Source organism: Bifidobacterium cuniculi, from assembly GCF_000741575.1.
Taxonomy (GTDB): Bacteria; Actinomycetota; Actinomycetes; order Actinomycetales; family Bifidobacteriaceae; genus Bifidobacterium; species Bifidobacterium cuniculi.
In genome coordinates this window covers 57135-70486 of record NZ_JGYV01000006.1, presented here as the reverse complement: position 1 = coordinate 70486, position 13352 = coordinate 57135, and the positions used below count along the sequence as shown (strand labels likewise).

Sequence of the window (13352 nt, the reverse complement as noted above, 5' to 3'; positions counted from 1 at the left end):
AGGCGGCATGAGCAGGCGCATGAACCGGCTCATCACCCGCACCGGGCGCGCCGTCTTGAAGCGCAAACTCGAATCCATACAGGAAAGCGCGGGCATCCAAGTCGAACAGGTACCCGCACAATACACGTCACAGGAATGCTCCGGCTGCGGCTACACCAGTAAACGCAACAGGCCCAGCCGAGCCAGATATGCTTGCCGTTTCTGCGGCAAAACCATGCACGCCGACATCAACGCGGCCCGTGTCATCCAATCACGACGTTCGTGGCAGCAACCGGACAACATGGGCCCCAAGGCGCGCACCAACACCCGCCAACTACTCGACCAACGCTTCCAACACCGTTGGAACAGGCCGATGGAAGGCGCGGTCCCGGACGTTACAGGCGCTCCGGGCGCCCATCGAACCGCAACAGCCAACGGGGAGACGGACGGAACTAGCAAATACCATGCTTTGGTACAAAACTAGCTACTGCGCAGCCTGTCCATCGGATTCGGCCCACTGAAGGCGCAAGTGGACACTGCGGCGAAGGAACGGTCGGACAGTGACCTTATGCGGCTGCAGATCCTCATCGAGGACATGGTGTCCGAGCTGGGTAAGGAGAACCTCGGCCTGTTCCTCTTCATCGACGAGTTCCAGGGAATGGCCCCGGACCTGATGGCGCTCCTGCTGAGCGTGCAGCACCGCATGGGCCAGTGCAACCTGCCGTTCTTCATCATTGGCGCGGGGCTGTCCAACCTGCCTGGCGTACTGACGCGCGTACGTTCCTACGTCGAGCGGCTGTTCGACTACCGTACGCTGGGCATGCTCGACGACCAGGCCACGGCGGAGGGCTTCCGCAAGCCGGCCGAGCAGTCGGGGCGGCATTTCACGGATGATGCACTGCGCGAGCTCGTGCGCCTGTCGCGCGGCTACCCCTATTTCATCCAGGCGTACGGCAGCGCCACGTGGAACGCATCCGACAGCGCCCCATCGCCATCGAGGCGGTGCACGACGGCATGCCCAAGGCATGGAAGGCACTCGACCAGGGACTGTACGTGTCCCGATGGCAGCGTGCCAGCGAGATGGGCCGTAACTACCTGGCTGCCATCGGCGGCGAGGAAGTGAACAGTGCCGACGTGGCGGCCTGACTGGGCCGCAGCGCATCCTCGGTAAGCTCCATCCGCGCCCAGCTGATCGAGCTCGGCCTGATCTATGCAAGGTCGCCTTCACGGTCCCCGGCATGGACGACTACATAGCGCGCGCCCTGCCCGTTCCGACCCAACCGTATGACGCGCAGTGAGAAATTGTTCATTTTTTCGAACAAAATCTAGGGCGCACCCCGCCTTGTGCCGGGGTGCGCCCTAGATTTTGTTCGAAAAAATGAACAATTTCTTACCGGGGTAGCGGTAGGCTCGGGGGAGTGGTTTTCGAGCTTCAGGAGGACAACATGATCAAGGTTTCCATCGTGGGCGCCCGCGGGCGCATGGGATCTCACGTAGTGGAGGCAGTCAAGGCCGCGGAGGACATGGAGCTGTCACTCACGCTCGACGCGGGCGACGACCTGACGCAGATCACCGCGGAGAACACCGACGTGGTCGTAGAGTTCACCGTGCCGTCCGTCACGCTGGACAACGTGCTCACCCTCGTCGGCCAGGGCGTCGACGTGGTGGTCGGCACCACCGGCTGGACCGAGGGCCGCCTCGCACAGGTCCGTGAGGCGCTCGAGGCGACCGCCAATGAGCTGCAGAGCGTGTTCATCGCCCCGAACTTCGCGATCTCCGCCGTGCTCGCCGACCACTTCGCGCGCCTGGCCGCACCGTACTTCGAATCCGCGGAGGTCGTAGAACTGCACCACCCGGACAAGGTCGACGCTCCCTCCGGCACCGCCATCCACACCGCGCAGGGCATCGGCGAGGCACGCGCCAAGGCCGGCCTGGGCCCGGTGCCCGACAACACGCAGACCGACGGCGGCTCGCGCGGCCAGGTCGTCGACGGCGTGCACGTGCACGCCGTGCGTCTGCGCGGCCTGAACGCCCATGAGGAAGTGCTCTTCGGCAACGCCGGCGAACAGCTGACGATCCGTGCCGACAGCTTCGACCGCGGCTCCTTCATGCCCGGCGTGCTCCTGGCCGTGCGCAAGGTCAACAGCGGCGACTTCCCCGGCCTGACCGTGGGCCTGGACCACTTCCTGGACCTGTAGTCTGCGGACGGTTCGTGCTTCCTGAGAAATCTCTCGTTTTTCCGTGACTTTTCTAGGACGGGCCGCCCGGGCGGCCCGCGTCCTGGGAAAGTCACGGAAAAACGAGAGATTTCTCAGGAAGCACGAACCGTCCGAACATCACAGTACCTTTACAACTATGACTGACGGAACCATTCATCTGCTCGATCCAGCACCGTTCGGGCGCGTACTGCCCGCCATGGTCACCCCGATGAAGGCGGACGGCGCCGTCGATTACGACGCGGCGCAGCGCATCGCGAAACAGCTGGTGGCGGACGGCGCGGACGGCATCGTCGTCAACGGCACCACCGGCGAGTCGCCGACCACACATATGGACGAGAAGGTCGACCTGGTGCGAGCCGTCAAGGAAGTGGTGGACGTGCCGGTCATCTCCGGCGCAGGTTCCAACGACACCGCGCACACCGTGCGCATGGTGGAGCAGACCCAGGAAGCGGGCGCGGACGCCGTGCTCGTCGTCTGCCCCTACTACTCCCGTCCTTCCCAGGAAGGCATCTACTACCATTACCGTGCCGTCAACGAGGCCACCGACAAGCCGATCGTGGTCTACGACGTGCCTGGCCGCACCGGCGTGCGCATCTCCCTGGATACCTACTGCCACCTGTCCGAGCTGTCGCACGTGCGCGCGGTGAAGGACGCGACCGGCGACATCGCCGGCGCGGTGCGCAAGCGCATGGAGACCGGCCTGACCTGGTACTCCGGCGATGACGCGCTCTTCCTGCCCTTCCTGTCCGTGGGCGCCGTGGGCATCATCTCCGTGGTGGCGCACGCCGCCGCCGGCCCCATGGCCGAACTGGCCGCCGCCTTCAACGGCGGGGACATCAAGCGCGCCCAGGAACTTGCCAACCGCATCGCGCCGGCCATCGAGGCGATGAACGGCACCGGCTTCCAGGCGGTCATGGCGAAGGCGGCGCTGCACGTGCGCGGACTGCTTGACTGCACGCGGATGCGCCTGCCGAACGTCGGCCCGAACGCCGCACAGCTGGAGACGGTGCGCGAGGGACTCAAGGCGTCCCGGCTGCTGTAGTGTGCACCGCGACGGCCGCGCCAGGCACGATGACGACCCGCGCCCGCACAGCGGCACGCGGGTCGCTTGCATTGACAACGTCGCCATGCGCACAGGCGCGTGGCACCTCAAGAGAAACCGAACAGAATATGACAGAGAACACCGAACAGGCCACGCACGTGCGCGGCTCCAAGCGCCGCAAGGCCATCACCGACACCGCCGCACAGGGCGGCAACCCGCGTTACGCGGAGGCCGCGGAAGCCGCCGAGCCGAAGACCGCCAAGCGCACGCGCTCCACGAAGTCCACGGCCAAGGAAGGCGCGAAGAAGACCTCCACCCGCCGCAGCACCGCCAAGAACGCCAAGGGCAAAGCGACGAAGGCCGCGACCACCCGCCAGCTGGCCACCTCGGACACCACCGACGCCACGCGCGTCGCCCCGCCGAAGTACCGCAAGGGCTCCATGCGCATCGTGCCGCTGGGCGGCCTAGGCGAGATCGGCCGCAACATGAACGTCATCGAGTACAACGGGCACATCCTGCTCATCGACTGCGGCGTGCTCTTCCCCGAGGAGGAGCAGCCGGGCGTCGACCTCATCCTGCCCGACTTCAACTACATCAAGGACCGCCTCGACAAGGTGGACGCGCTCGTGCTCACCCACGGCCACGAGGACCACATCGGCGGCGTGCCCTACCTGCTCAAGATGCGCCCCGATATCCCGCTCATCGGCTCCAAGCTCACCCTGGGCTTCGTGGAGGCGAAGTGCAAGGAGCACCGCATCGAACCGAAGATGACCGAGGTCTCCGGCCGCGACAAGCTCAAGGTCGGCCCCTTCAACCTCGAGTTCGTCTCCGTGACCCACTCCATCCCGGACGCGCTGGCCGTGTGCGTGCGCACGCCCGCCGGCTCCCTGATCGACACCGGCGACATCAAGCTCGACCAGCTGCCGCTCGACCACCGTGTCACCGACCTCGTGGAGTTCGGCAAGCTCGGCGAGCAGGGCATCGACCTGCTCATGATGGACTCCACTAACGCCGAGGTGCCCGGCTTCGTCAAGCCGGAGACCTCCATCGGCCCGGCGCTTGACCAGGTCTTCGCCACCGCCACCCGCAAGATCATCGTCGCCAGCTTCTCCAGCCACGTGCACCGCGTGCAGCAGGTCGTCGACGCCGCGCACAAGTACGGCCGCAAGGTCGTCTTCGTCGGCCGCTCCATGGTGCGCAACATGGCGATCGCCGCCGACCTCGGCTACCTGCACCTGCCCGAGGACACCGTCGTCGACTTGAAGCAGGCCAAGGACTACCCGGACAACAAGCTCGTGTACATGTGCACGGGTTCGCAGGGCGAGCCGATGGCCGCGCTGGGGCGCATCGCCGACGGCAACCACCGTGACATCCAGATCAACGAGTTCGACACCGTCATCCTCGCCAGCTCCCTGATCCCGGGCAACGAGCATGGCGTGTACAAGGTCATCAACAAGCTCGTGCAGCTCGGCGCGCGCGTCGTCAACCGCGACAATGCGGCCGTGCACGTCTCCGGCCATTGCAACGAGGGCGAGCTGCTGTACATGTACAACATCGTCAAGCCGAAGAACGCCATGCCGATCCACGGCGAGAACCGCCACCTGGTGGCCAACGGCCTGATTGCCGTGAAGACGGGCATCGACCCGCAGTCCGTGGTGCTCGCGCAGGACGGCGACGTCATCGACCTCTACCACGGCAAGGCCGCGATCGTCGGCTCCGTGCCCTGCGGCTACATCTACGTGGACGGCGACTCGGTGGGCGAACTGACCGACGACGAGCTCGAGAAGCGCCGCATCCTCGGCTCCGAAGGCTTTGTCTCCTGCTTCGCCGTCGTCGACACCGATGCCGCCGAGGTCGTCTCCGGGCCGAAGGTGTACCTCAACGCCGTGGCGGAGGACGAGCAGGCCTTCGAGAAGGTGCGCCACCAGATCGTCGAGCAGCTGCGCGACGCGATGATGGCGGGCACGAAGGACGTGCACAAGCTCCAGCAGATCATGCGCCGCACCCTGGGCAGCTGGGTGGCGCGCGAACTGCACCGCAAGCCGATGATCGTGCCCGTCGTGGCCGACGTCGCCGCGGACATGGAGAACATGGAAAGCTACAACGACTGACCGAACCAACCGGTACCACCGTAAGAAGAAAGAGACACCACATGCCAGGAGCCAACCTCACGCGCATCGAGGCGGAAGAGCGCAAGGCCATCGTCAAGGGACCGATCCGCTACAACGTCGACCTCGACCTCACGCAGGGCGACACCACCTTCGTGTCCACCTCCACCATCACCTTCAACGCCAAGGAGGGGACCAGCACCTTCCTCGATCTGATCGCCGACGAGGTCACCGCGGTGCGCATCAACGGCCAGGACGTCGCGCCCGAGGAGGTCTTCGACGACTCGCGCATCCAGCTCAACGACCTCAAGGACCGCAACGAGGTCACCGTCACCGCGCTGTGCCGCTATTCGACCACCGGCGAGGGCCTGCACCGCAGCGTCGACCCCTCGGACGGCAACGTGTACCTGTACTCCCAGTTCGAGGTGCCGGACGCCCGCCGCGTCTACGCCGTCTTCGACCAGCCCGACCTCAAGGCCGTCTTCGCCTTCACCGTCACCGCCCCGGCCTCCTGGATCGTCACCTCCAACATGCCGGTGTCCAGGACCCAGGACCTCGAGGCCATGACCATGGACGGCACCCTGGGCACCCACCCGGCGGAGACCACCAAGCGCTGGACCTTCGCGCCCACGCCCACCATGAGCTCCTACCTGACCGCCATCTGCGCCGGTCCCTACGCCGAATGGCACACCACCTACGAGAACGAGGACGGCCGCACCGTGCCCATGGCGCAGTACTGCCGCCAGGCCCTCAAGGACGACTTCGCCAAGGACGTCGACTATCTCTTCGACATCACCAAGAAGGGCTTCGCCTACTACGCGAAGACATGGGGCGTGCCCTACCCCTACGCCAAGTTCGACCAGATCTACGTGCCCGAGTACAACGCGGGCGCCATGGAGAACATCGGCATGGTCACCATCCGCGACTCCTACGTGTTCTCCTCCAAGGTCACCGACGCCCTCGCCGAGCGCCGCGTGGTCACCGTGCTGCACGAGCTCGCGCACATGTGGTTCGGCGACTACGTGACCATGAAGTGGTGGAACGACCTGTGGCTCAACGAGTCCTTCGCCGAGTTCACCTCCACCCTCGCCACCGCCGAGGCTACCGAATGGAAGGACGCCTGGGCCACCTTCTGCTCCGGCGAGAAGAGCTGGGCGCTCAACCAGGACCAGCTGAGCACCACCCATCCGATCGTGGCGCCCATCAACGACCTCAACGACACCTACGTGAACTTCGACGGCATCACCTACGCCAAGGGCGCCTCCGTCCTCAAGCAGCTCGTCGCCTACGTGGGCCGCGACAAGTTCTTCGCGGGCATCCACAACTACCTCAACCGCTACGGCTACTCCAACGCCACCCTGGCGGACCTGCTGCACGAGCTGGAGGGCACCTCCGGCCGCGACTTGGCCACCTGGAGCAAGCAGTGGCTGGAGGAAGCCGGCATCAACACCATCGCCACCGACGTGGCCGTGGCCGACGACGGCACCATCGCCGCGCTCATGCTCAAGCAGACCGCGCCCGAGGAGCACCCGGTGCTGCGCGAGCACCGTCTGGCCATCGGCTTCTACGACGAGGACCAGTCCACTGGCAAGGTCGTGCGCACCGACCGCATCGAGCTCGACGTCGACGGCGCCGCCACACCGGTCGCCGACGCCGTCGGCAAGCCGCGCCCCGCGCTGCTGCTGGCCAACGACGACGACCTGACGTACACGAAGCTGCGCTTCGACGACGACTCGCTCGCCTTCGCCCTCGACAACCTGTACCGCTTCGACGACGCGCTGACCCGCGCCGTCATCTGGCTGTCGCTGTGGGACATGACCCGCGACGCCGAGCTCGCCGCCCGCGACTTCATCGACACCACCCTCAAGCTGCTGGGCACGGAGACGGAGTCCACCACCTTCCGCTACGCCCTGAGCTGCCTGTCGACCACCGTGTGGCACTACACCGACCCCGCCCAGCGTGCGAAGACCGCCAGCCGCGTGGCCGACGCGCTGCTGTCCCTGGCGATGCAGGCGCCCGCCGGTTCCGACACGCAGTTCCAGCTGGTCAGCGCCTACCTGAGCTACGGCGTGGAGGGCGACTCCCGCTTTGCGGACAACGTGCGCGGCATCCTCGACGGCTCGCTCGTCTTCGAGGGCCTGGAGCTGGACAACAACTTCCGCTGGACGCTTACGCACGCGCTGGCCGCGGTCAACGCGATCGACGAGCAGGACATCGACGCCGAGCTCAAGCGCAAGGACACCACGGAGAACCGCGAGTTCGCCCTCGGCGCCCGTGCCGCGCGCGCCACGAAGGACGCGAAGGACTGGGCCTGGAACGAGGCGGTGCACGACGAGACGCTGACCAACTCGCAGCTCGAGGCCGTCGCCGGCGGCTTTGCCGGCACCCCGAACAGCGAGCTGGCCGACGCCTACGTGGACCAGTACTTCGAGAACGCCGACTGGATCTGGTCCAACCGCACCTTCCACATGGCCGAGGCCCTGCTCGAAGGCCTCTACCCGCGCTACGCCGACCCGGCGAAGCTGACCGAGGCCGGCGACGCGTGGCTCGCCGCGCATCAGGATGCGGACAATGCGCTGCAGCGCCTGATCAAGGCGAACGTGGAGTCTTCGCACCGTACGCAGATGGTGGCGGAGTTCAACGCGAGCCTGGGGGAGCTGAACGCCTGAGCGCGTCCCATGAGGGCCCTCTAAGAAATTGTTCAAAAAAATGAACAATTTCTTAGAGGGCATTATGCGCCTATGAGCGCTTACGTCGGTGAGGCAACAGCCAGCTCACGGCACAGAGCACGGCGGTACCGATCACCATGAGGGACGCCAGGAGCTTCATTCCGGCGTTCCCGTCCACCAGGGGGTCGAGCAGGACGGGCTTGGACTGGGTGGTCTGCGCAACCTGCTCGGAGGCGTTGCCTTCCAGGTCGGGGCCGCGCAGGCCGTCGCCGAGTTCGACCTCCAGGGAACTCAGGGGGTCGATCACGCCCCAGCCCACTTCGTCGGTACGCCGGTCGGGGTCGACGCGGTTCGCGGTAGCCTTGATGCGCTGGCGCCATTGGGCGGGCGTCTCGTCGGGGTAGCGTTCGGCGATCAGGGCGGCCTGCGCGCTGGCGTAGGCGGTGGCGTAGCTGGCGGAGGCGGCATCGCTGCTGAACACGCAGTCCAAGCCCGAGGGAATCGTGGAGGCGACCGACATGCCGGGGGCGGCAACGTCCACCTGCGGACCGTGCACGGAATCGTCGGTAGGCGCCAGGGAGGTGTCCACGGCGGTCACGCCCAGCACCTGCGGATAGGCGGCAGGGTAGCGCGTCCCGTCCTTCGTATTCGACGCGGTCAGCTTGTTGCCGGCACTGGCCACGATGAGCGCGCCATGCGACTCCGCGAACTCGATCGCCTCGCGCATCTGCGGGATATCACGCGTGTCGCTCATCGACACGTTGATCACCTTCGCCCCGCGTTCCACCGCCAGATGCACGCCCTCGGCAACGGTCTCCATGGAGGGGGCGCCCACCGTGTGGCCCTGTTCCTCGCGCAGCGCTTCGAAGACACGGATCGGGATGATGCGCACACCCGGCGCCAGTCCCTCCACCGCGGACCCCTCCACTTTTCGCGCCGCGATGATGCCCGCGATGATCGTCCCGTGGTTGTACGTGTCCTCCATGCCATGTGATTTGTCGAGGTCCACGTAGCTCGCGCCCTCCAGCAGGGCGCCCTTCAGGTGCGGATTGTCGTCGTCCACGCCGGAGTCAACCACCGCCACCGTCACCCCCGCCCCGGTAGCCCGTTCATGGAGCGTCTCCAGCTCGAACAGGTCGCTGGTCCACGGCCGGGTCATCACGTAGTTCTTCACGCCCGCCTGGCACTCCCCATCGGCCAGTGCGGTCGGCACGGCGACCGGCATCGCCAGCATGGCGGCCGCGCACGCCACGGCCGATGCCATGGCCGTCGCGCGCAACCGAAGCCGCCGCCATGCGCGCGCCCGGCCCATCACTGCCCCTCCCGCGCATCGGTATCCGCAACGCTGCCATCTACGGCACTGCCGTCATCGTCGGCACCGGACACCGCTGCACCAGCCGCAGCTCCAGCCGCCCGCACTTGCGGCACTCCCCGCCACCGGTGACGACCCCGCGGCCGTCACCGTCAGCTCCACGCCGGTGGGGAAGACGTCCGCCCAGGCGCGCGGCACGGCCTGCACGTCCTGTGCCGAATATCCGAGTCTGCGCAGCACCTCGTCGTCGGCCTGCGGCACCGGATACGCGGTCCCCGTCGAATCGACCGCGAACACCGTACCCGCACTGCTCGAGCCGATGGCAGCCCGCAGCAGTGCGCCGGTACCGCCGTCGAACGTCGTGCGCATGTTCAGCTTCCCGCCGCCCTGCCGCACGTCCGCCGAGCTGTCCGCACCGCCGGAGCTGCCGGCATCGGCGTCGCGCACGGCCAGCCGCACACTGCCCGCACTGCCCAACGGCAGCACCGCGCACATCGACTTGCCCGCATCCACCGCGGTGAGCGCACCGGTCGGCCAATCCGCGGGCAGCGGCGAAACATCCGCGTTCTTCAGGCGGCGGAACACCGTGGCACCCAACGGCATCGCCGCCGCCTGCGCGCCGCCGCGGCCCACGGACACCATCGCATACGTGAAGTCGTTGAGCTGGCTGATGGTGCCGTCGGACATCACCACATACCGCGTTTCCGACGGGTCGTCCTCCTGCATGACGATGCTGCCCGCCTGCACGCCGTCCGCCACGTGCGCGGCCTCGCCGTCGGCAAAGGTCAGCGGTGCGATGTCCGATCCGCGCTCGAACAGGTTGAGCCACTGCACCGGCACGTCGACAATCGCCGTCTGCGGAATGCCCAGCGCGCGCAGGAACTCGTCGCGCACCGTCACGTCCGACGGCAGCCGATGCCGCCGCGAACCGGTCACCAGGTACTCCGCGCCGTCCACGCGCGCCACGATGCCCTGCGCCGTCGGCGCCGGCACGGACGACGCGTTCGACAGCACGTTGTCCAACGCATCCGCCGCCCCCGTACAGCTCGACAGCGACCCCGTCACCAGCTGTCCGCGCTCCGGCAGTGCATCCGGAGCGCCGAGGATGCCCACCATCGACGTCACCGGGATGCCCTCCAGCTGGTCGTCGTCCACGGTGATCACCTCGAAGTCCTCCGCCGGGATCATCAACTGCGCACTGACCGCGTTGATCACCGGATGCAACATCCCGTCCTCGCTGACATAACGCGCCGCCGACGTCTTCGCCACCACCAGCTTGTTGTTCTCCCAACCGTCCGGCAGCGAGGGGCTCAGATAGCCGTAGAACAGGCCGATGATGATCGCGATCACCGTCAGGCCCGCCCCCACGATCACCGGCGTCTGGTTCTTCTTCGGCGTCAGCTCCGTACCGTCCGGGATGCCGCTGGAGAACGCCGTCACCAGGCGGCGCCGCGAATAGCCTTGCGCCTCGGAGAGATCCTTCTTGTTGGCCATGTCGCTCCTCTTCTCACACGCTCATGTTCACACTGCGATCGCCAGGTACGCCAGCGGCAGGATGGCCACCAGGCACACCGTCTCCGCCGCGTCCGCCACGCGGGTGGCGAACAGCGACTGCCGGCGCGTCACGTACGTCACCACCACCGTGACCAGCGCGGCGACGACCAGTGCCACCGTCAACGCCGGCGCCTGCTCGGGATGGCTGCGCGCGAACAGCGCACACGTCGCAGCCAGCCCGACCGCCGTGGCACCCACCGTAACCGCCACCTCGCGCATCGCATGGATCTGGCGCGAGCCGATGAGCATCGCCAGGAACGCCGCCACCGCCATGACGCCGGCATACGGCGCCGGCTGTGCGGCCAGCAGCGGCACTGACAGCAGCAGCAGTGCGGCGCTCGCGATGTGCGCGATGAAGAGCATGGTGGAACCTGCGGCGTAGCGCTGCCGCACGTCCTTGACGTCGATGTCGTCGGGCAGTTCGAAGATCTCGGCTTCGCTCTGCGGGCTGTCCACGCTCAGGCGCGCCAGTGACAGCGTGGCCCAGGGCAGGAAGTTGCCCACGACGGCGACCACGGCAGTGGCGGCGATCCAGATGGCGGTGGCGGCAGTGGGGAAGAGGACGCCGAGCGCGGCGGGCACCGCGGTGACCGCGCCGATGGCGACCGGCAGGAGCGAGTAGGGGCGCGTCGCCGGGCACAGCAGTGCCACGGCGGCGCCGAAGACCGCCAGTGCGCCGCAGCCGCCGAGCAGCGCGGTGCCGTAGAAGGACGGCGTGGGGTACGAAGGACGCCGTCATCTGGTAGCCGCCAATGGCACCGAAGACCGCGGCGGACAGGCCGATGGCCGTAGCCTGCGCGGGAAGTTCCTTGGCGTTGAGGACCGCCGACAGGGTGACCAGGACCACGGCGAAGCCGAGCGCGAGGGACGCGTTGACGACGCCGGCAGGCTGGACGGCCAGGAGCGCGGCGCCCATGAGGAGCATGCCCACGCTCACGATGAGCGACGTGACCATGGTCTGCTCCCGCGTCCACGGACGGTAGACGCGGGCCACGCTGTCGCCGACGGCTTCGACGATGTCGTCGTAGACGACCTCGTCGTCGTCCAGCACGCCGGGGTGGAGGGTGAGCACGCTGTTGTTGGCGACCGCCTGCTCCGCGAAGGTGGCCGCCGGGTCGAGGTCGACTCCTTCCTCGGTGACCAGGTGGTAGCCGCCGTGGGCGATGGTGGGGTCGAGGGCGCCCAGGCGGCGTGCGATGTCCGGGAGGAGTTCCGCGATGATCGGTCCGGGGCCGACGTCCAGGTCGATGCTGCGGCTGCCGTAGGCGATGGTCAGGTGCAGGCGGCGTGCGCGCAGTTCGTCGTCGTGCAGGTGGGCGCCGGGGTCGAAGTAGGTCGGCGGCGGCGTTGCCGGCGGCGGCGCTGCCGGGGCAGGTGCCGGTGGGGTGGTGGTGCCTATACGCATGGTCTGGTCGGTCCCCCCCCCCTCAGGTCATTGCATGACGACGCAGTGATGGCTACGGGCATCCCAGTATGGTGGAATACGTATTCACGCAGACGTCTTATCTCGAGAAGATACAATGCATAGTCTACGGGATTCTTTTGGGAAACATTCTGATAAAGCGACATCATTTCAGGAATTGTCTTACTTTTTCGTTATGAGCTGATTGTAGACGGAAAAATTTGTTAAATCCGAAGGTTCTTGATAGCGTTTGCATCATTGCTGTACGCAACCGGCGTATGGCCGGCAGACAACGCCATAAGGGCGCTTCAGGGCCCGGCGGCGACGATGCCGCTGCGCATGCTTCGAGGCATGCGCACCACCTCTCTGCAAGGAAGGGACAAGGTAAATGGCTGAACACATCAGGGCAGGGGAAGGCGCACTCGAAAAGGGTGCCGTGGCGGTCGAGGATGCCCGCGTGGGCGTGGACCACCGCATCAAGGACATCGAAAGCAAGATGGCGGAACTCGGCTCCTTCTGGTCGGGCGACGCTGCCACGGCGTATTCGACGCTCATGATGCGTTGGCAGGAGAAGGCCAACGCGCTCAACAACATCCTCAACGACCTGCGTGACAACCTCCGCGGCACCGCCAGCGACCAGGCCGCCAATGAGGAAGACAACCAGTCGAAGACCTCGCGTCTGGCAGCCATGCTCGGCTGACCGATGCCCGCTCGACCACTCCATTCACCCATTCGTATACGTATCACCCAAGTCATGTAAGGAGGAGCCATGGTCGGCTCTATTTCCGTCCGTCCCCAGATGGTGGACACCCTCGCAGCGGACATCCGCAACGATTCGCAGGGCATCTCGCAGGAACTCGACAACCTGGACGCCCAGGTCAAGTCCCTGATCGACCAGTGGGACGGCGAGGCCCGCGAGGCGTACTACCGCGCCCAGCAGGACTGGAACGCCAAGATCCAGGAGATGAACCAGATCCTGAACCAGATCTCGCAGGCGACCTCGCAGATCGCATCCCAGTACGTGGAATCGGACAACCGCTCGGCGGCCCGTTTCTGACACACTGACG

Annotated in this window: 11 protein-coding genes and 1 pseudogene; 8 read left to right on the top strand and 4 right to left on the bottom strand. The window is 66.6% G+C overall.

Annotation, left to right across the window (positions count from 1 at the left end):
- The 6 genes from BCUN_RS11850 to pepN form a co-directional block, all read left to right on the top strand.
- On the top strand, nt 1–463 hold a 463-nt coding region (locus tag BCUN_RS11850; RefSeq protein ID WP_156100128.1), incomplete at its 5' end, for a zinc ribbon domain-containing protein.
- Nucleotides 464–508: 45 nt separating this feature from the next.
- Nucleotides 509–1102, top strand: coding sequence for a hypothetical protein (locus BCUN_RS05030; RefSeq protein WP_162178412.1), 594 nt, complete (start codon nt 509–511; stop codon nt 1100–1102).
- A 322-nt stretch (nt 1103–1424) separates the two neighbouring features.
- Entirely contained in the window at nt 1425–2177 is a 753-nt protein-coding gene (gene dapB, locus BCUN_RS05025) for a 4-hydroxy-tetrahydrodipicolinate reductase (protein ID WP_033517280.1), read from the top strand.
- 157 nt (nt 2178–2334) lie between these two features.
- Complete coding sequence (gene dapA, locus BCUN_RS05020) at nt 2335–3240, top strand: 4-hydroxy-tetrahydrodipicolinate synthase (protein WP_033517282.1); 906 nt, start codon at nt 2335–2337, stop codon at nt 3238–3240.
- 128 nt (nt 3241–3368) lie between these two features.
- Nucleotides 3369–5351 carry a ribonuclease J gene (locus BCUN_RS05015; RefSeq protein ID WP_033517284.1) on the top strand — a complete coding sequence of 661 codons (1983 nt, stop codon included), beginning with the start codon at nt 3369–3371 and terminating at the stop codon, nt 5349–5351.
- A gap of 41 nt (nt 5352–5392) precedes the next feature.
- Nucleotides 5393–8017 carry an aminopeptidase N gene (gene pepN, locus BCUN_RS05010; protein WP_033517286.1) on the top strand — a complete coding sequence of 875 codons (2625 nt, stop codon included), beginning with the start codon at nt 5393–5395 and terminating at the stop codon, nt 8015–8017.
- A 70-nt stretch (nt 8018–8087) separates the two neighbouring features.
- On the opposite strand, the gene BCUN_RS05005 is transcribed toward pepN, so the two are convergent.
- The 4 genes and pseudogenes from BCUN_RS05005 to BCUN_RS12930 all read right to left on the bottom strand — a co-directional run.
- Nucleotides 8088–9329 (bottom strand): S8 family serine peptidase, encoded by a 1242-nt coding sequence (locus BCUN_RS05005; protein WP_081895548.1) that lies wholly within the window; start codon nt 9327–9329, stop codon nt 8088–8090.
- Nucleotides 9330–9383: 54 nt separating this feature from the next.
- Complete coding sequence (eccB, locus tag BCUN_RS05000; protein WP_051920818.1) at nt 9384–10823, bottom strand: type VII secretion protein EccB; 1440 nt, start codon at nt 10821–10823, stop codon at nt 9384–9386.
- A 27-nt stretch (nt 10824–10850) separates the two neighbouring features.
- The gene (locus BCUN_RS12760; RefSeq protein ID WP_238552328.1) at nt 10851–11534 is read right to left on the bottom strand and encodes a hypothetical protein; all 684 of its coding nucleotides are present in this window, start codon (nt 11532–11534) and stop codon (nt 10851–10853) included.
- A 469-nt stretch (nt 11535–12003) separates the two neighbouring features.
- Nucleotides 12004–12288: pseudogene (locus BCUN_RS12930) on the bottom strand (hypothetical protein); the annotation flags it as partial.
- 385 nt (nt 12289–12673) lie between these two features.
- Between BCUN_RS12930 and BCUN_RS04990 the strand changes: the two are divergent.
- Complete coding sequence (locus tag BCUN_RS04990) at nt 12674–12985, top strand: WXG100 family type VII secretion target (RefSeq protein WP_033517287.1); 312 nt, start codon at nt 12674–12676, stop codon at nt 12983–12985.
- Nucleotides 12986–13054: 69 nt separating this feature from the next.
- The gene (locus BCUN_RS04985) at nt 13055–13342 is read left to right on the top strand and encodes a WXG100 family type VII secretion target (RefSeq protein ID WP_033517289.1); all 288 of its coding nucleotides are present in this window, start codon (nt 13055–13057) and stop codon (nt 13340–13342) included.
- Nucleotides 13343–13352 lie beyond the last annotated feature (10 nt).